This is a genomic window from Pseudomonas sp. DCA-1 (assembly GCF_046523955.1).
Taxonomy (GTDB): domain Bacteria; phylum Pseudomonadota; class Gammaproteobacteria; order Pseudomonadales; family Pseudomonadaceae; genus Aquipseudomonas; species Aquipseudomonas putida_Y.
Genome location: NZ_CP169881.1, coordinates 3,896,826 through 3,914,473 on the forward strand (window position 1 = coordinate 3,896,826; position 17,648 = coordinate 3,914,473).

Annotated in this window: 11 protein-coding genes; 7 read left to right on the top strand and 4 right to left on the bottom strand. The window is 61.1% G+C overall.

The features are described from left to right. Nucleotides 1-44: 44 nt before the first annotated feature. Nucleotides 45-2,420 carry a phosphoenolpyruvate synthase gene (gene ppsA / locus ACE4QZ_RS18395; RefSeq protein WP_410480108.1) on the bottom strand — a complete coding sequence of 792 codons (2,376 nt, stop codon included), beginning with the start codon at nucleotides 2,418-2,420 and terminating at the stop codon, nucleotides 45-47. Nucleotides 2,421-2,611: 191 nt separating this feature from the next. Here ppsA and ACE4QZ_RS18400 point away from each other — a divergent pair, with 191 nt between their 5' ends. Beyond that, nucleotides 2,612-3,430 carry a pyruvate, water dikinase regulatory protein gene (locus tag ACE4QZ_RS18400; RefSeq protein WP_021785502.1) on the top strand — a complete coding sequence of 273 codons (819 nt, stop codon included), beginning with the start codon at nucleotides 2,612-2,614 and terminating at the stop codon, nucleotides 3,428-3,430. A 114-nt stretch (nucleotides 3,431-3,544) separates the two neighbouring features. On the opposite strand, the gene ACE4QZ_RS18405 is transcribed toward ACE4QZ_RS18400, so the two are convergent. Next, nucleotides 3,545-8,410 (bottom strand): NAD-glutamate dehydrogenase, encoded by a 4,866-nt coding sequence (locus tag ACE4QZ_RS18405; protein ID WP_021785503.1) that lies wholly within the window; start codon nucleotides 8,408-8,410, stop codon nucleotides 3,545-3,547. Nucleotides 8,411-8,685: 275 nt separating this feature from the next. On the opposite strand from ACE4QZ_RS18405, the gene ACE4QZ_RS18410 reads away from it, so the two are divergent. Further along, nucleotides 8,686-9,039 (top strand): hypothetical protein, encoded by a 354-nt coding sequence (locus ACE4QZ_RS18410; protein ID WP_014591821.1) that lies wholly within the window; start codon nucleotides 8,686-8,688, stop codon nucleotides 9,037-9,039. Between the two features lie 65 nt (nucleotides 9,040-9,104). Here the strand turns inward: ACE4QZ_RS18410 and ACE4QZ_RS18415 are convergent, their stop codons facing one another. After that, the gene (locus tag ACE4QZ_RS18415) at nucleotides 9,105-10,010 is read right to left on the bottom strand and encodes a LysR family transcriptional regulator (protein WP_021785504.1); all 906 of its coding nucleotides are present in this window, start codon (nucleotides 10,008-10,010) and stop codon (nucleotides 9,105-9,107) included. A gap of 123 nt (nucleotides 10,011-10,133) precedes the next feature. Here ACE4QZ_RS18415 and lysA point away from each other — a divergent pair, with 123 nt between their 5' ends. Then, nucleotides 10,134-11,372 (top strand): diaminopimelate decarboxylase, encoded by a 1,239-nt coding sequence (gene lysA, locus ACE4QZ_RS18420; RefSeq protein WP_021785505.1) that lies wholly within the window; start codon nucleotides 10,134-10,136, stop codon nucleotides 11,370-11,372. Here the strand turns inward: lysA and ACE4QZ_RS18425 are convergent. Beyond that, nucleotides 11,362-12,285: a LysR family transcriptional regulator gene (locus ACE4QZ_RS18425; protein WP_172402883.1), complete on the bottom strand. Its 924-nt coding sequence runs from the start codon at nucleotides 12,283-12,285 to the stop codon at nucleotides 11,362-11,364. The two genes, lysA and ACE4QZ_RS18425, sit on opposite strands and share 11 nt — an antisense overlap. Nucleotides 12,286-13,363: 1,078 nt before the next feature. On the opposite strand from ACE4QZ_RS18425, the gene ACE4QZ_RS18430 reads away from it, so the two are divergent. From ACE4QZ_RS18430 to soxR, 4 genes are all read left to right on the top strand, one after another. Then, nucleotides 13,364-14,359 (top strand): IS110 family transposase, encoded by a 996-nt coding sequence (locus ACE4QZ_RS18430; protein ID WP_410480109.1) that lies wholly within the window; start codon nucleotides 13,364-13,366, stop codon nucleotides 14,357-14,359. A 687-nt stretch (nucleotides 14,360-15,046) separates the two neighbouring features. Continuing rightward, on the top strand, nucleotides 15,047-15,787 hold the full coding sequence (locus ACE4QZ_RS18435; protein WP_021784022.1) for a GntR family transcriptional regulator: 741 nt from the start codon (nucleotides 15,047-15,049) through the stop codon (nucleotides 15,785-15,787). A 365-nt stretch (nucleotides 15,788-16,152) separates the two neighbouring features. Then, nucleotides 16,153-17,031 carry an RHS repeat-associated core domain-containing protein gene (locus tag ACE4QZ_RS18440; protein WP_331245220.1) on the top strand — a complete coding sequence of 293 codons (879 nt, stop codon included), beginning with the start codon at nucleotides 16,153-16,155 and terminating at the stop codon, nucleotides 17,029-17,031. Nucleotides 17,032-17,163: 132 nt separating this feature from the next. Then, the gene (gene soxR / locus ACE4QZ_RS18445) at nucleotides 17,164-17,643 is read left to right on the top strand and encodes a redox-sensitive transcriptional activator SoxR (protein WP_028698043.1); all 480 of its coding nucleotides are present in this window, start codon (nucleotides 17,164-17,166) and stop codon (nucleotides 17,641-17,643) included. Nucleotides 17,644-17,648: the final 5 nt, after the last annotated feature.

Below are 17,648 nucleotides of genomic sequence, written 5' to 3' on the forward strand. Positions count from 1 at the left end.
AACCAGGCAGGAGGACGCCAGACGTCCTCCCGCGTTTCACTGCATCAGGCCGCGCCTTGGCCTTCGGCGAGGAAGAACCAGGTTTCGAGTACCGAGTCCGGGTTCAGCGACACACTTTCGATGCCCTGTTCCATCAGCCACTTGGCAAGGTCCGGATGGTCCGAAGGGCCTTGGCCGCAGATACCGATGTACTTGCCGGCCTTGTTGCACGCGGCAATGGCGTTGGCCAGCAGCTTCTTCACCGCAGGATTTCGCTCGTCGAACAGGTGGGCAATGATGCCCGAGTCACGGTCCAGGCCCAGGGTCAACTGGGTCAGGTCGTTGGAGCCGATCGAGAAGCCGTCGAAGTATTCCAGGAACTCTTCGGCGAGGATGGCGTTGGACGGCAGTTCGCACATCATGATCACGCGCAGGCCGTTGTCGCCGCGGGCCAGGCCATTTTCGGCGAGCAGGTCGACAACCTGGCTGGCTTCGCCCAAGGTGCGTACGAACGGCACCATGATCTCGACGTTGGTCAGGCCCATCTCGTTGCGCACACGCTTCAGTGCGCGGCACTCGAGCTCGAAGCAGTCACGGAACGATTCGCTGATGTAACGCGAAGCACCACGGAAGCCCAGCATCGGGTTTTCTTCTTCCGGCTCGTACAGCTTGCCGCCGATCAGGTTGGCGTACTCGTTGGACTTGAAGTCCGACAGGCGCACGATGACCTTTTTCGGGTAGAAGGCCGCCGCCAGGGTGCTGATGCCTTCTACCAGCTTCTCGACGTAGAAGCCGACCGGATCGTTGTAGCCGGCAATGCGCTTGTCGACGCTTTCTTTCAGGTCTGCAGGCAGGCCCGCATAGTTCAGCAGCGCCTTGGGGTGCACGCCGATCATGCGGTTGATGATGAACTCCAGGCGTGCCAGACCGACACCGGCGTTGGGCAGCTGGGCGAAGTCGAAGGCGCGGTCCGGGTTGCCGACGTTCATCATGATCTTGAACGGCAGTTCCGGCATGGCATCGACCGAGTTCTGCTTGATGTCAAAGCCCAGTTCGCCTTCGAAGATGAAGCCGGTATCGCCTTCGGCACAGGAAACGGTCACGCCCTGGCCGTCTTTCAGTACCTGGGTAGCGTTGCCGCAACCGACAACCGCCGGGATACCCAGCTCACGGGCGATGATCGCCGCGTGGCAGGTACGGCCACCGCGGTTGGTGACGATGGCGCTGGCGCGCTTCATCACCGGCTCCCAGTCAGGGTCGGTCATGTCGGAGACCAGCACGTCGCCCGGCTGGACCTTGTCCATTTCCGATACGTCGTTGATGACACGAACCTTGCCGGCGCCGATACGCTGGCCAATGGCACGGCCTTCGACCAGCACGGTGCCTTTCTCTTTGAGCAGGTAGCGTTCCATGACGTTGGCGCTGGAACGGCTCTTCACCGTTTCAGGGCGAGCCTGGACGATGTACAGCTTGCCGTCGTCACCGTCCTTGGCCCACTCGATGTCCATCGGGCGCTGGTAGTGCTGCTCGATGATCATGGCCTGCTTGGCCAGCTCGCTGACCTCGGCATCGGTCAGGCAGAAGCGAGCACGCTCGGCGCGGTCGACTTCGACGGTCTTGACCGAACGGCCGGCCTTGGCTTCGTCGCCATAGACCATCTTGATCGCCTTGCTGCCCAGATTGCGGCGCAGGATGGCCGGGCGCCCGGCCTGCAGGGTGTTCTTGTGCACGTAGAATTCGTCAGGGTTGACCGCACCCTGCACCACGGTTTCGCCCAGGCCATAGGCGCCAGTGATGAATACCACATCGCGGAAGCCCGACTCGGTGTCGAGGGTGAACATGACACCGGCAGTGCCGGTTTCGGAGCGGACCATGCGCTGCACACCGGCAGACAGGGCTACCAGCTTGTGATCGAAGCCCTGGTGCACGCGGTAGGCGATGGCGCGGTCGTTGAACAGCGACGCGAACACTTCCTTGGCCGCGCGGATCACGTTATCGACGCCGCGGATGTTGAGGAAGGTTTCCTGCTGGCCGGCGAAGGAGGCGTCCGGCAGGTCCTCGGCAGTGGCCGAGGAACGCACGGCAACGGCCATGTTGTCGTTGCCGGCGGCCATTTCGGCGAAGGCCGTACGGATTTCCGAATCCAGTCGTGGCGGGAATTCGGCCTCCATGACCCACTGGCGAATCTGCACGCCAGTCTTGGTCAGGGCATTGATGTCGTCCACGTCCAGCGCGTCGAGCGCAGCGTGAATCCTGTCGTTCAGACCACTCTGTTCGAGAAAATCGCGGTACGCCTGCGCCGTAGTGGCAAAGCCGCCCGGCACCGATACACCAGCACCGGCAAGGTTGCTGATCATCTCGCCCAGGGATGCGTTCTTGCCCCCCACATGCTCCACATCATGGACGCCGAGCTTATCGAGGGAAACTACGTACTCTACCAAGGTGATCTCTCCACTAACTGTGTTGGAAAAGCTCAAAAGGCGCCCGCCTGTCTTCTTTGACTTGGCCGGGCGTTTGTGGCCTGTACCTGGAAAATAGGCTCTGCAAATGTGGCAGAATGTCGACAGCCGCATTCGGCAAACCGAACTTATCATATCCAAGAATCGTCATCAGCTTAAGGCCCAGATCGCAAATGAAACGAACCGCGTTCTTCATCTCCGACGGCACGGGTATCACTGCCGAAACCCTGGGCCAGAGTCTGCTCGCGCAATTCGAGAGCATTCCCTTCAACAAATTCACCCGTCCTTACATCGATTCGCCGGACAAAGCGCGAGCCATGGTCCAGCAAATCAACGCGGCGGCCGAGCGGGACGGGGTTCGCCCGATCATCTTCGATACCATCGTCAACCAGGACATCCGCGAGATCCTGGCGACATCGAATGGCTTCATGATCGACATCTTTTCTTCGTTTTTATCCCCGCTCGAGCAGGAATTGATCGCCCATTCGTCGTATTCCGTGGGCAAATCCCACTCGATCGGCGGCAATTCCAACTACATGGAGCGCATCGAGGCGGTGAATTTCGCCCTGGATAACGACGATGGTGCACGCACCCACTACTACGACAAAGCCGATCTGATTCTGGTTGGGGTGTCGCGTTGCGGCAAGACCCCAACCTGCCTATACATGGCCATGCAGTTCGGCATCCGTGCCGCCAACTACCCGCTGACCGAAGACGACATGGAGCGCCTGCAGCTGCCGGCGGTGCTGAAAAAGCACCACAACAAGCTGTTTGGCCTGACCATCGACCCCGACCGTCTCACCGCCATCCGCCACGAGCGCAAGCCCAACAGCCGCTATTCCAGCTTTGCCCAGTGCGAGTTCGAAGTACGTGAGGTGGAAAGCCTGTTCCGCAGGGAGAACATCCCCAACATCAATTCCACGCATTTTTCGGTGGAAGAGATTTCGGCGAAGATCCTGGTCGAGAAAGGTGTGGAGAGACGGTTCAAGTAAACCTGTCCGGGCCCGCCCCCTGTAGGAGCGGGTTCACCCGCGAAAGGGCCAGCCCAGGCATACAAAAAAGCCCCGGCATCACTGCCGGGGCTTTGTTTTACCTGACTACAAGGCTCAGGACGGCACCGCCGCCGCCTGCCCGCTCATGGCCAGATCGACCAGCTCGCGGTTGGCCACCGCGTACATCGCATAGTCAGTACCCGTGGCATTGCGCAGGTCGTCGAGCATGGCGCGCCAGCGCTCCACCATTCCCCGGTGCTGCTCTGCCCACAGTGCCACGCGGGCATCCATGTCTTCCGGTGCATCGGCCATCTGCAGGACCGAAATGGTGATCGCCCGCTGCTGCAAGTCGATATCGTCGCGGAATGCCTCGCGGGCCAGCGCCTGCCAGTTGTTTTCCACCGGCAGGTTGCTGATTTCCTGCAGGTACCAGGTCAGGTCCAGCGCGCTGCCCACGGCGAAGAACGCCTTGGCCACCTGCGCCGGCTCATGGCCGGTAACGTCGGCCGCTTCAATGATCGGCAGCAGGGTGTACAAGTGGCTGGTACCCGCCACCATACGCGCCAGCAACTCCGGCACACCGGCCTCGACAAAGCCCTGGTAGCGCACCATCCAGCGTTCGCGGGTGGGGCCTTCGAGCAGTTCATCAAGTTTCAGCCCCAACTGCGCGATCTTCGGCCCGAAGTGCGCGGTATCACGCCCGGCGTCCTGTTCGTTGCGGCGGCTACGCAGGAACCAGCGGGTGGCACGGCGGCCGAGACGCATCAGCTCGTCCATCAGGGTGAGCTGGATTTCTGCGGGCACCTGATAGTCCAGCGCCTCGATCTGGCGGAACCAGTGCGGCAGGTGGAAGATGTCGCGCACGATCACATAGGCCCCGGCCACGTTGGCCGGGCTCATGCCGGTCGACTCCTTCAGGCGCTGGACGAAGGTGATACCCATGTTGTTGACCAGGTCGTTGGCGATCTGGGTGCTGACAATTTCCCGTTTCAGGCGGTGGCGACGCATGGCCTCGGCAAACTTGCTGACCAGGGACGGCGGGAAAGCGGTATCCATGTCACGGGTCAGGTAGTCGTCGTCCGGCACCAGCGACTTGAGCAGTTGCTCCTTGAGGTCGATCTTGCTGTACGAGATCAGCACCGACAGCTCGGCGCGGGTCAGCCCATGGCCGGCAGCCAGGCGTTCGGCCAACTGTTCCTCGGACGGCAGGAATTCGATGGCGCGGTCAAGTTTGCCCCGCGCCTCAAGGTCGGCCATCAGGCGCTTGTACTCGGCAATCCGCTCGCGGGCGCGGCGGGCGGCCAGCGACAGCGCCTGGGTCTGCTTGTAGTTGTTGCCCAGCACCAGCCCGGCCACTTCGTCAGTCATGCTGCCCAGCAGCTGGTTGCGCTGCTTCTCGGTCATGTCGCCACCCTGCACCACTTCGTTGAGCAGGATCTTGATGTTGACCTCGTGGTCGGAGCAATCCACGCCGCCGGCGTTGTCGATGAAGTCGGTGTTGGTGGCGCCGCCGTTCAGGCCGAACTCGACGCGGCCGAGCTGGGTCATGCCCAGGTTGCCGCCCTCGCCCACTACCTTGCAGCGCAGTTCGTTACCGTTGACCCGCAGCGCATCGTTGGCCTTGTCGCCGACATCGGCGTGGCTTTCAGTGCTGGCCTTCACGTAGGTACCGATACCGCCGTTCCACAGCAAGTCCACCGGGGCCTTGAGCAGCGCGTTAAGCAGCTCGGTCGGGGTCAGTCGGTCGGCTTCGATGGCGAAGCGTTCCTTCATCTGCGCACTGATGGCGATGCTCTTGGCACTGCGCGGGAAGATCCCGCCGCCTTCGGACATGATGCTGGTGTCGTAGTCGCTCCAGGCCGAGCGCGGCAGGTCGAACAGGCGCTTGCGTTCAGCGAAGCTGGAAGCGGGCTCCGGGTTGGGGTCGATGAAGATATGCAGGTGGTTGAACGCTGCCACCAGTTGCAGCTTGTCGGACATCAGCAGGCCATTGCCGAACACGTCGCCGGCCATATCGCCCACACCAATGACGGTGATCGGGTCTTCCTGCACGTTGATGCCGCGCTCGCGGAAGTGGCGCTGCACGCCCACCCAGGCACCGCGCGCGGTAATGCCCATCTTCTTGTGGTCGTAACCGGCCGAGCCGCCGGAAGCAAAAGCATCGCCCAGCCAGAAACCGTAGTCGATCGCGATGCCGTTGGCGATGTCGGAGAAGGTCGCAGTACCTTTGTCCGCCGCTACCACAAGGTACGGGTCGTCATCATCATGGCGCACCACGTTGGCCGGCGGTACCACGCCACCGTCCTTGAGGTTGTCGGTGATGTCGAGCAGGCCGGAAATGAAGATGCGGTAGCACGCCACGCCTTCGGCAGCAATCTCGTCACGGCTGCCGCCAATCGGCAGACGGCGCGGCAGGAAGCCGCCCTTGGCGCCGACCGGCACGATGACCGAGTTTTTCACTTGCTGGGCTTTGACCAGGCCCAGCACTTCGGTGCGGAAGTCTTCTTCGCGGTCGGACCAGCGCAAGCCGCCACGGGCGACGTTGCCAAAGCGCAGGTGCACGCCCTCGACGCGTGGCGAATAGACGAATATCTCGAACTTTGGCACCGGCTTGGGCAGTTCGGGGATCAGCTTGGGGTTGAACTTGAAGCTGAAGTACGACTTGTTCTGGCCGTTTGCATCGGGCTGGTAGAAGTTGGTACGCAGGGTGGCCTTGATCAGGTCCAGATAGCGCCGCAGGATGCGGTCTTCGTTGAGCACCTGCACGTCGTCCAGCGCAGCCAGAATGGCCTGCTCCAGGCGCTGCTGCTTGTCGTCAAGGTCGTCCTGGGTGAGCTTGCGCGCCAGGTAGAAGCGGGTCTTGAACAACCGGGTCAGCTCGCGAGCGATATCGGTGTGGTTGTTCAGGGTGCTGGCGATGTAACCCAGGTCAAAGCCCAGGCGAATCTGCTTCAGGTAACGGGCGTAAGCGCGCAGCAATGCCACGTCGCGCCATGGCAGGCCGGCAGTCAGTACCAGGCGGTTGAAAGCGTCGTTCTCGGCGTCACCACGGACGATGTGGATGAAGGCGTCCTGCAGGGTGTCGTTGAGCTGCTGGATGTCCAGGCTCAGGCCTTCGCTGTAGGTGAAGGCGAAGTCGTGGATCCAGTATTCGCGGCCATTGGCATGGCGCAGGCGATACGGGAACTCGCCGAGCACGCGCAGGCCAAGGTTTTCCAGAATCGGCAGCACATCGGACAGCGCCAGCGGGGTGTCGGCGTGGTACAGCTTGCAGTGCAGGGTGCGCTCGCCAACCTGGGTCAACGGCTGATAGAAGCTCATTGCCAGCGGCTTGCTTTCCGACAGGCTCAGCACATGCTGCAGGTCGACTACCGCCGAGTGCGCGGCGAAGCGCTCGCGGTACCCGGCCGGGAAGCCTTTGGGGAAATCGGCGAGGATGTTGGTGCCCTGGGCTTCGCCGAAGTTCTCCACCACCAGTGCCGAGTAATCGTCATGCCACGAGCGGCAGGCCTGGATGACTTCGCGCTCCAGCTGCTGCGGGTCGATGTCGATGCGGTTCTTGGGGTCGACCCGCAGAATCAGTTGCACACGGGCCAGAACCGATTCGGAGAAGAAGGTCCAGAACTCGCAGTCGCTGGCCTTCAGGCGCTCCATCAGCACCTGCTGGATCTTCTGCCGCACTTCGGTGGAGTAGATTTCCCGCGGGACGTAGGCCAGGCAGTAGCAGAAGCGGCCGTACGGGTCTTTGCGCAGGAACACGCGGATCTTGTTGCGCTCCTGGATTTGCACGATTGCCATGACCGTGCTGAACAGCTCGTCGATCGGCGTCTGGAACAGGTCGTCACGCGGCAGCACTTCCAGCACCTGGGCCAGTTCCTTGCCCAGGTGAGCCTTGGGATCGAAGCCCGAACGGCGCTCGACTTCGGCCACCTTCACGCGGATGTACGGAATGGCATGCACGCTTTCGCCATACACCGACGAGGTGTACAGCCCCATGAAGCGGTGCTCCTTGATGACCTTGCCGTCGGCGTCCAGCTGACGGATCGACACGTAGTCCGGATAGGCCGGGCGGTGCACGCGGCTGGGCAGTGCGGCCTTGGCGAACGACAGCAGCAGCGGCTCGTTGAGGTAGGCCACAGCGTAGTCTTCGATGCGCAGCTCTTCTGCGGTCAGGCCCACGCGCAGGCGGCGTGGCAAGCCGAGGAACGACTGCTCGTCGTAGACCATCTGGCCGCCATCGGCGTCGCCCTTGACGGTGAATTCTTCATAGCCCAGGAAGGTGAAGTGGTTATCCAGCAGCCACTCGAGGAAGGCCTTGACTTCGCTCTTTTCGTTTTGGGCAGGGCCAAAGGCGGTCTGTTCTACCTGCGCCACCACGTCACGCAGTTTGGCCTTCATCGGTTCGAAGTCGGCCACCACCACCCGTACCTCGGCCAGCACCTGCTCGATTTCGCGGGTCAGCACTGTCAGCTCGGCGGCATTGGCGCAGCGGTCGATCTCCAGATACATCAGTGACTCGTAGCACACGCCCTCGCCCTGGGTACCCTTGGGCAGCAGTTCCAACAGCTCGCCTTTGGCGCCACGGCGCACGCTGAGCACGGTGGTTTGCAGGGTGTGGATGCTGTAGCCACGGCGGTTGAGCTCGGTGCGCACCGAATCGACCAGGAACGGCAGGTCGTGGTGCAGCACTTCGACCACGGTATGGGTCGACTGCCAGCCATTGCGTTCGTAATCAGGGTTGTACACCCGTACTTGCGGATATTCGGGGTCGAAACGCTCGATGATGCGCCAGGCTGACAGGGTGCAGCCGGCCAGGTCGGAAAGCCTGCGTTGGGTGAGTTCGTCCAGAGAGATGATGCCGAAGAACTGCTCGGCGAACAGCGCCACTTGTGGCAGGGACTGCTCGCTGATGTGCTGCGCCAGGGCCGCTTGCAGTTGATGCTGGAAGTCGGCTTTGCTGGCTGCGGTGAAGAACGCCATCTGTGGTACTCCGCTTGGGCTTTGTAATAATTGAAGCGTCGCTGCGTGCGCCGTGTACGGATCAACGATAGCCAACCCGTGGCATGGCGGACGGTAAAAAACCAGACGTTGAACGTGCGCAGGCACGCCCAGGGCTCGCCGAAGCTTAACGACTGATCGGTCATCTACGCTTGCAGCGCTGCGACAATTTCGGTCAAGGGGGGGTAACTTTACGTTTATGCCTGTACGCAAGACTGTCAGAATCCCCTTCCGTTTCCTTTGATTCGAGCCTGCTCATGCAAATCAACACCGCCCTGCTGTTCGCCACCCCTTGCGATGACGAGGAAGACAACATGGCGACCCTGTGTTGCCACAGCGACAAAGGTCAGATGTTCCTGCTTACCCGCTACCCGGACGAGGACACCGTCGACCTGACCCTGGATGATGAGCCGTCGACGCTGGATGGTCTTAAAGTGACCCTGAGCGCCAAGCGCCTGCTGATTGAAGTGGCGGCCGGTGACCGGGACGCGCTGAAGGGGGATGAAGTGCTGGAGATCAACCTGACCAGCGAGTTGAGTGACATGGATGAAGTGAAGGAAACCCTTGAAAACATCCTCGCCGGTACTGGAACCTTGGTCTGCGAGCTGTAGGAGCGGGTTTACCCGCGAAGCAGGCACTGCGGGGATGGCATGGAATCTGAGTGCCCCGCAAAGCCCTAGCCCAATGCTGCCTGCATTTCTTGCGCCTGCACCCGCAACGCCTCGCAAAACGGCTCCACCGCTGCCGATGCCGGCCGATGGTCCGGGCGTATCAGCATCACCTGATACGGCACCGACACCCGTAACCGGCGGATCGGCAACCCGCCTTGCGCCGCCTCCAGCCCGCTCAGCGGGTTGATGATCGCCACCCCCAGGCCTTGCCTGACCATGGCGCACACCGAAGCTGCACTGGTGGTTTCGATCACCGTGCGGCGGTTGACCCCGGCCGCACGAAAGTGCTGATCCAGACGCTGGCGGTAGGTATCCAGACTGGCCAGGTTGATGAAATCGACCTCATGGAAATCACTCAGCTCCAGTTCAGCCTTCACTTGCAGCGGGTGATGCTCGGGCAACACGCACACCATGTTGGCACTGAACAGCAATTCACCATACGCGCCACGTGGTATCTGTTCGACTTCAGTCAGGCCAAGGTCATGCTGCTGGGCAACCAGTGACTCCTCCAGCAAAGGCGACTCCTGCGCCAGAATGCTCACGCTCACGCCGCTGTGCTGCTGGTGAAAGCGCTGGCAAGCCTTGGGCAACAAGGTTTGCGAGAACAGCGGCAAGCAGGTGATGGCCAGCCGGCCCTGCTCGAAGTTGCGGATGGCCTGGGCAAAGCGATCGATCCGCTCCAGCCCGACGTAGGCGCGCTCGACCTCCTCGATCAGCAGCAACGCCTGGGCTGTGGCCACCAGACGCCCTCCCTCACGTTCGAACAGGTTCAGGCCAGTCACCTGCTCCAGCCGCGCCAGTTCGCGGCTGACGGTGGGCTGCGAGGTGAACAACAGGCGCGCCGCCCCTGTGACGCTACCGGCCGCCATAATGGCGCGGAACACTTCGATGTGGCGAACGGACAGTTTCACGGCAATACCCGGAGAGTCGACAATTGGTATATCAGATATGAATAGCTGGCAGAAGAATAGCTATTTTTCTGAATTCACCCTTTGGCGCATCCTCGTGGCCTTCCTTAAACGAGTAACGCCACCATGACCGCACCCTTCACCCTCCTGGCCGAGGCGGTTCGCCAGCACGGCTCGCCGCTATGGGCATACGACACCCGCACCATCGCCGATCGTGTCGAGCAACTGAGCGTATTCGACACTGTACGTTTCGCCCAGAAAGCCAACCCGAACGTGCATGTGCTGCGCCTGATGCGCGCCCATGGTCTGGTGCTGGATGCAGTGTCGCTGGGTGAGATGGAGCGGGCCTTCGCCGCCGGCGCGAGCGTTGACGGTGACCCTGCCGGCGTGGTGCTGACCTGTGACGCACTGGACCGCCCCACCCTGGAGCGAGTGGTGGCCTCGAAGATCGAAGTCAACGCAGGCTCCATCGACATGCTGCGCCAACTGGGTGAACGCTCGCCCGGCCACCGCGTGTGGATCCGCATCAACCCGGGCTTCGGCCATGGCCACAGCCGCAAGACCAACACCGGCGGCGAAAACAGCAAGCACGGCATCTGGCATGAAGAGCTGGACGAGGCGCTGGCGTGCATCAAGGCCCATGGCCTGCACCTGGTGGGCGTGCACATGCATATTGGCTCCGGGGTGGACTACCAGCACCTGGAACAGGTGGCCCGCTCGATGATCGAACTGATCGGCCGCCTGGGCGTGGACATCGAGGCGTTCTCCATTGGCGGCGGGCTTTCCACCCCTTACCGCAGCACCGACAAACCGGTCGACCTGCAGCGCTATGCGCAGACCTGGGCGGTAGCGCGCAAGGAAGTCGAAGCGATGCTTGGCCACCCCGTGCGCATGGAAATCGAGCCAGGGCGTTTCCTGGTGGCCGAGTCGGGCTACCTCGTGGCCGAAGTGCGCGCCGTCAAGCAAGTGGGCCGCAATACCTTCGTCATGATCGACGCCGGCTTCAACGACCTGATGCGCCCGGCGATGTACGGCGCCTACCACGGCATGACCCTGCTTGATGCCAACGGCCAGCCGGTGGACCGCCCACGGCAACCGACCGTGGTGGCCGGGCCGTTGTGTGAATCGGGTGACGTGTTCACTCAGAATGACCAGGAACTGACCCCGCAGGACCTGCCTCAGGCACAGGTGGGCGACCTGCTGGTGATTCACGATGCCGGCGCCTATGGCGCGTCGATGTCGTCGAACTACAACAGCCGGCCGCTGCTGCCGGAGTTTCTGATCGAGGGCGGGGTGTTGCGGATGATCCGCCGGCGGCAGACGGTGCAGGACCTGCTGAGCCTGGAGACCGACATCATCCCGTGACCGCTTCCCGTAGTCCGCCCATGTAGTGCTCCAGGCGACTACGCAGCCAACGCTCGGCCGGGTCGCTGTCAGTGGTGCTCAACCAGACCATGGCCAGCTCCAGTGCAGCAGTCTCGAACGGCAGCGTCTCGGCCTGCAGGTTGCCCCAGCGTTCCATACCCTGTGCGGCATAGTCCGGGCAGCAGGCCAGCAGGTCGGTACCGGCCAGAATCGCCGGTAGCGAACTGAACTGCGGCACCGACAACACCACCTTGCGTTCACGGCCGATGTCTTTCAACCAGTCGTCGACCACACCCTGGGTGTTGGCGGTCGGCGAAACCTGGACATGCGGGCGTTGGCAAAACTCATCCAGAGAAAGCGGCGTGGTGGACTTGTCGGCCCGCACTACCCTGGCCTGCATGGTGCGTAGCACCTTGCGTTTGGCATTGGCGGGCAGGCCCTTGGTCTGGCTGATACCCACCGTCACGTCGCCCGCCGCCAGCAGGTCCGGAATGCGCCAGTAGTCCACATGCTGCACGACCACCACCACGTTTGGCGCCTCCACCCGCAGCGCCCGCAACAGCGGCGGCAACAGGCCCGACTCGACATCATCGGACAAGCCAATGCGGAAGGTCATCTTGCTGGTCAGCGGGTCGAAATCATGGGTCATGCTGAGTGCCACGGACATCGCATCCAAGGCTGGCGTGAGGTACTTGATCACCTCTTCGGCCCTGGCCGAGGGCTCCATGCGGTTGCCCACACGAACCAGCAACGGGTCATTGAACATCGTACGCAACCTGGCCAGCGCCGCGCTGACCGTGGGCTGGGCGACGAACAGCTTCTCCGCGGCGCGGGTGAGGTTGCGTTCCTGCATCAGCGCTTCGAACACCACCATCAGGTTGATATCGGCTTTGCGCAGTTCGTTGCGGTTCATGGGTGCTCTCGGGCCGTGCTTGTTGTGTGGGTTCAATTTCAGCATCAACAAGCATCCTAGCCGAATCGAAACCTGCACTGCACGCTACGCAATCGCCATCGCCCCGTACTGAGCGACCGGGGTGATCTTCGGCTCTCTTCTCTTCCGCGCCCCTGCCGTGCACCGCCCAGGCGTTGACTCGCGAAGCGGTCATTCATGATGCCGACACTTTTTGGCCGCCATTCGCGCAGTGCGATGAATGGCGGGTTGGGTGGTCGGCGGGGGGATCGGGTCAGGGCCAGCAGGGGGCTTGCCAGAACCTGTTTGGCGCCTGGGAGATCGAGCGCCGCCTGTATGGCGGTAGAGGTGCGTCGCCTGTGAGATCGAGCGCCGCCCGCGCGGCGCATCGCGAGCTGCGCTCGCTCCTACGTTTGTTTCGGGCCAGTTATTCCTGGGGGATTTGCGCGCGAACGCTTTGGCGCTTGGCGCGATATTGCGTCGTACAAACAAAACGGTCGCGCGCGTCTGCCACAGGCGTTATTGGCCAGAAACAAACGTAGGAGCGAGCGCAGCTCGCGATGCGCCGCGCGGGCGGCGCTCGATTTCTGCCACCCCCTAAAACCCACGGCAAACACACCCGGCCATTGCGCAACGTCATGCCAGGCGGTGTGGCCTTGAAGGTATGGCGGTAGAGGTGCGTCGCCTGGGAGATCGAGCGCCGCCTGTATGGCGGTAGAGGTGCGTCGCCCGGGAGATCGAGCGCCGCCTGTATGGCGGTAGAGGTGCGTCGCCTGGGAGATCGAGCGCCGCCCGCGCGGCGCATCGCGAGCTGCGCTCGCTCCTTGTATGTTGTCCTTAGCCTGGCGGGAGAGGTTATTCTCGCCAGGCTGAAGAAGCACTTCCGGGGAGGCCGATCGCTCCTAAAGGCAGGGATTGCCCCTGACCTTGTACGTAGAGAGGCCCCCCGCCTCATTGCCCACTGCGAAGAGTATCGAGAAGCCGACAAGTCGGACTTCGCATTACAAGGTTGCAGCAGCATGAAGTTCGAGGTCGGGGAACCGGAGGCCATTGTTACCTAATTCGCTGGGGAGAGGGAAGAATGAGTGTCTGTGTTGGCCTCGATATCGGCTCACGCACTTCGATCGTCGGGGTACGTAAAGATGGGCGTCCGGCCGGACAGTGGGATATCGCTCAAACCCCTGCAGGCCGTAAGGCTGCGGTGAAAAAGCTGCTGGCACTCAAGCCCAAGTCGATCGTGATGGAGGCGACCGGAATCTATTACCTAGACTTGGCTCTTGAGCTACATGCGGCTGACCTCCCTGTTTCAGTGATCAACCCCAAGAGCTTTCACAATTTCGCCAAACTGATGCTGGCGAATAGCAAGACCGATGCAATAGATGCTCAGTTGCTGTCCGAGTACGGCGAGCGTATGACACCGCGCTTGTGGACGCCTCCAAGCCCTGTGCAGCTTGAGCTGAGGGCTCTGGGCCGGCACATCAACCGTTTGGTGGGACACCGTACCAGGGCGAAGAACGAACTCCATGCGCTGCAGGCGACCTCTACGACCGTGTCGATGCTGATCGAAGATCAAGAAGAAGCCATTGCTTCACTGGATAATCGAATTGAACGCTTTCGTAAGGCTGGCCGCGAGATGGTCGCCCAGTGTCCGACGCTTACTCGGCAGTACAAGCAGCTGCTCGCAGGCCCAGGAATAGGAGAAGTCTCAGCACTTGCTGCATTGGCTGAGCTGACCACCCTTCCTCAAATGCTCAAGTCCTCGCAGGTAGCTCGTCACGCGGGGCTGGATGTTCGGCAGACACAGTCGGGGACGAGCATTGACAAGCCCGGTCGGCTCGGCAAAAGCGGGAATGCTTATCTGCGGGCAGCCATGTACATGCCTGCCTTGACCGCAGTGCGCTGCGACCCTTATGCGAAGGCTTTTTACGAATCCCTGGTCAGTAGGGGCAAGAAAAAAATGCAGGCTATCGCTGCTGTCATGCGCAAGTATCTGACAGGCATCTGGGCATGCATGCGTGGGGATGTGCCATTTGATACGGTGAAGCTTTTCAGCTCTGAACACCTCGGAAAAGCTTGACCGCCAACAGAGTATCTACGTTTGTTTCGGGCCAGTCATTCCTGTGGGATTTGTGCGCGAACGCCTTGGCGCTTGGCACGATATTGCGTCGTACAAACAAGGCGGTCGCGCGCGCCTGTCACAGGCGTTACTGGCCAGAAACAAACGTAGGAGCGAGCATAGCTCGCGATGCGCCGCGCGGGCGGCGCTCGATTTCTGCCACCCCCTAAAACCCACGGCAAACACACCCGGCCATTGCGCAACGTCATGCCAGGCGGTGTGGCCTTGAAGGTATGGCGGTAGAGGTGCGTCGCCTGGGAGACCGAGCGCCGCCTGTATGGCGGTAGAGGTGCGTCGCCTGGGAGATCGAGCGCCGCCCGCGCGGCGCATCGCGAGCTGCGCTCGCTCCTACGTTTGTTTCGGGCCAATCATTCCTGTGGGATTTGCGCGCGTACGCCTTGGCGCAGGGCTCGATATCGCGTCGTACAAACACGGCGGTCGCGCGCGCCTGTCACAGGCGTCACTGGCCAGAAACAAACGTAGGAGCGAGCGCAGCTCGCGATGCGCCGCGCGGGCGGCGCTCGATCTCCCAGGCGCCAAACAGGTTCTGGCAAGCCCCTGGGTGGCCCTGCTCGACAGGCTGGAACGTTCGGCATTCGGCCGCTGTTACACTGTCAACCGATGAAATAGGCGAGCCAGAGCAAAGGTATGAACCCAACGCGCTACTCCACCGTGGCAAAGGACTTGATGCAAGCCATTGCCAGCGGCCGCTACCCGGTGGGCAGCCTGCTGCCGACCGAATTCGAGCTGTGCGACCTTTATAATGTGAGCCGGCACACGGTGCGTGCCGCTATCAACCAGTTGCTCACCCAAGGGCTGGTGTCGCGGCGCAAGCGGGTGGGCACTCGCGTGGAGGCCAGCAGCCCGCGCGGCGGCTATTCGCAATCGTCGGCCTGCGTGGCTGACCTGGCGCACCTGGCAGACACCCAGCAGCGGGAAATCCAGAGCGTGCGCCACTTTGTCGCCGACCTGAACGAGGCGGCGCGGCTGGGGCTGGTGCCGGGGGAGCATTACTTCTGCGTGTCGAGCATCCGCGTCGACCGGCAGCACCCTGCCGCGCCGCTGTGCTGGACCGACGTGTATGCGCCGCGCGACTATACCGAGGTCATCGACCTGGCCCGCGAGCACCCTGACCGGCTGATTGCCGGGTTGATCGAACAGCACTATGGCCGGTCAATCGCAGTGGTCGACCAGCAAGTGCGCGCGGTTTTGCTGACAGCGGAAATGGCCAAGGCGCTGAAGGCCGAAGCAGGCTCGCCGGGGTTGAACATCATCCGCCATTACCGCGAGGAGAATGGTGATTTGATGGCGGTTTCCGAGACCGTGCACCCGGATGACCGCTTTACCTTGGTCACCCAGATGCGCCGCGACCAGATACTGAAGGGGTAAAGTGAGAAAATTACGACATTGTTAAACTGCAATCACCTGACAGTTTTATCAGTGTCGAACCTGTGACAGGTGAGGCACACTCATACCTCGTTCAGTTCGGGCTCATCAAGACCATGCCTACAGATACTGGCTCTACGCATATATCAAAACGCATGCCAAGCAACTACTTGCCCTATGGCTATCGAAACGCCGAAAAGCAGCCGATCGGAATGTGAGGCTACAGTGGCGAGCCTCTATCTACCGGCAGCGAAACGCGTATCCCCTGAAGTGTTGCAGCCTGAATGACCTGATACTTTTATCAGCTTAAGCCTGTGCACTTCATAACACACTGATGCCAAGTGCCAGATCTGACGGATCTCAGAGATATGTCAACGCATAAAACTTCGACATCACGCAAAAAACACGATCCGGCCATTGCAGCCTGTTCGGAAAGCCAGGCCCATGACCAACATGGCGCCGCTCGAACACCCACGGGCCCAACAAAAGGTCAGTCAGGAAACTATACACCCTATGGGTTTCGAAACACCGAAGCGGAACTGACCGGAGCGGTGGGGTTCAATGGTGAATTTTACGCTTCTGCGCTGGAAGGCTATGCACTCGGAAATGGGTACCGAATATTCATCCCACGCTTGATGCGATTCATCAGCCCAGACAACCAGAGCCCTTTCCTCAAAGGCGGCATCAATGCCTATGCCTACTGCCTGAACGACCCTATCAACGCACAAGACCCTAGCGGAAAAAATGCAATCAATAAATTTTTCCAGGCAGCCATTCAGATAGGCAGGAATTATAGAAAACAATTCAAACCCTCCAATACGGCACACCTGCTTTCGAACAACCAAGCCAAACACCTTCAAACCGAACTCAAGAATGCCAAAAAATTAATAAGCGAGGACATCGTAGACATCCATATCATCAACAACAAAAATAACGCCCAAAAAATCAGTCCATCACTCATTTACAAATACACACTCATAAATGAAGGAGACGAAACCACCCTGATCGTCTTCGGCGCCTCTACTGACCCCCTCTTGAATACTCACGCCAGCGGCGCTGAAATGTGGAATTTCAATGCCAGCAACAACGTCAGCGCTGCAGGTTATATCGCCTATAAGAATGGGGTATTCACTGTCGACGACTGGTCCGGCCACTATCAGCCTGAGCACTGGCGCACGGCGCTCGTAAAAGCCTACCTGGAAGGGTTGGGCTATGAGGTGAGAACTGTGCGCCGTGGCTTTGGGTAGCGTGCCCAACGGCTGAAAGATGATGGGCCAAAGGCGAATGCCTTCATGCAATACCCCGATGACCCGGAAAAACGGTTGCGGCGCCGACCGGGCCGGCTTATAAAAGCTCAACTTAACTTTAGGTCGACTCGTATGGCAGCGGACAACACACGGATGCTCACAGTGGGTGAAGTGGCCAAGCGCAGCGGCGTGGCGGTGTCTGCGCTGCACTTCTACGAAACCAAAGGGCTGATCGCCAGCGTCCGCACAGCAGGCAACCAGCGCCGCTATCCCTCGCTGGTGCTGCGTACCCTGGCGATCATCAAGGTGGCCCAGCGCACGGGTATTGCGCTTGAGGAAATCAAACAGGCACTCAGCCGTTATGCCCCCAACAGCAAGCTCACGGCAGCACAATGGAGCGAGATGTCCACGGCCTGGCGCGAAGACCTGAATGCCCGCATTCGCACACTGGAGGCACTGCGCGACAGCCTGGACAACTGCATTGGCTGCGGTTGCCTGTCGCTTGAAGACTGCCCGCTGCGCAACCCCGAAGATGTGCTGGCCAAGGAAGGAACCGGGGCGCGGATACTCGAGAAAAAGGCCCGCCAGGCTGCAGACTTGCCCAGTACGTAACGGTC

Bases quoted from the DNA above. Each gene is read 5' to 3' on its own strand.
- ACE4QZ_RS18400 (WP_021785502.1), top strand. From the start codon at position 2,612: ATGAAACGAACCGCGTTCTTCATCTCCGACGGCACGGGTATCACTGCC.
- ACE4QZ_RS18405 (WP_021785503.1), bottom strand. From the start codon at position 8,410: ATGGCGTTCTTCACCGCAGCCAGCAAAGCCGACTTCCAGCATCAACTG.
- ACE4QZ_RS18410 (WP_014591821.1), top strand. From the start codon at position 8,686: ATGCAAATCAACACCGCCCTGCTGTTCGCCACCCCTTGCGATGACGAG.
- lysA (WP_021785505.1), top strand. From the start codon at position 10,134: ATGACCGCACCCTTCACCCTCCTGGCCGAGGCGGTTCGCCAGCACGGC.
- ACE4QZ_RS18425 (WP_172402883.1), bottom strand. From the start codon at position 12,285: ATGAACCGCAACGAACTGCGCAAAGCCGATATCAACCTGATGGTGGTG.
- ACE4QZ_RS18430 (WP_410480109.1), top strand. From the start codon at position 13,364: ATGAGTGTCTGTGTTGGCCTCGATATCGGCTCACGCACTTCGATCGTC.
- ACE4QZ_RS18435 (WP_021784022.1), top strand. From the start codon at position 15,047: ATGAACCCAACGCGCTACTCCACCGTGGCAAAGGACTTGATGCAAGCC.
- ACE4QZ_RS18440 (WP_331245220.1), top strand. From the start codon at position 16,153: ATGTCAACGCATAAAACTTCGACATCACGCAAAAAACACGATCCGGCC.
- soxR (WP_028698043.1), top strand. From the start codon at position 17,164: ATGGCAGCGGACAACACACGGATGCTCACAGTGGGTGAAGTGGCCAAG.